1 pseudogene is annotated in these 527 nt (G+C 48.6%); it reads left to right on the forward strand.

The features are described 5' to 3' along the window. Window positions 1-527 (forward strand): annotated as a pseudogene (gene ispH / locus R7Q09_RS28135) (4-hydroxy-3-methylbut-2-enyl diphosphate reductase); the annotation flags it as partial.

Raw genomic sequence — 527 nt, forward strand, 5'->3', positions numbered from 1 at the left:
ACGGTATTTGATGCAACCTGCCCATTGGTAACGAAAGTTCATATGGAAGTTGCGCGTGCAAGCCGCCGCAATATGGAAGTGGTTCTGATTGGTCACGCTGGTCACCCAGAAGTCGAAGGTACCATGGGTCAGTACTCAAGCGAAACTGGCGGCATGTACTTAGTGGAAACTCCTGCGGACGTTGAGAAACTAAAAGCGATCGTGAAAGATCCATCGGATCTGCACTATGTAAGCCAAACCACATTGTCTGTCGATGAAACCGCTGATGTGATTGAAGAGCTACGCCGCGTATTTCCTGACATCCAAGGCCCACGTAAAGACGATATTTGTTACGCAACACAAAACCGCCAAGATGCCGTGCGAGAGCTGGCTGGTGATGTGGATGTAATGGTGGTTGTGGGTTCTAAGAACTCTTCAAACTCTACTCGTCTTAAAGAGTTGGCTGAGAAACTTGGCACGCCTGGTTACTTGACGGATTGCCCTGAAGATATCAAGCCAGAGTGGTTTGAAGGCAAGACAAAAGTAGG

Source organism: Vibrio sp. 2130-1, from assembly GCF_033339515.1.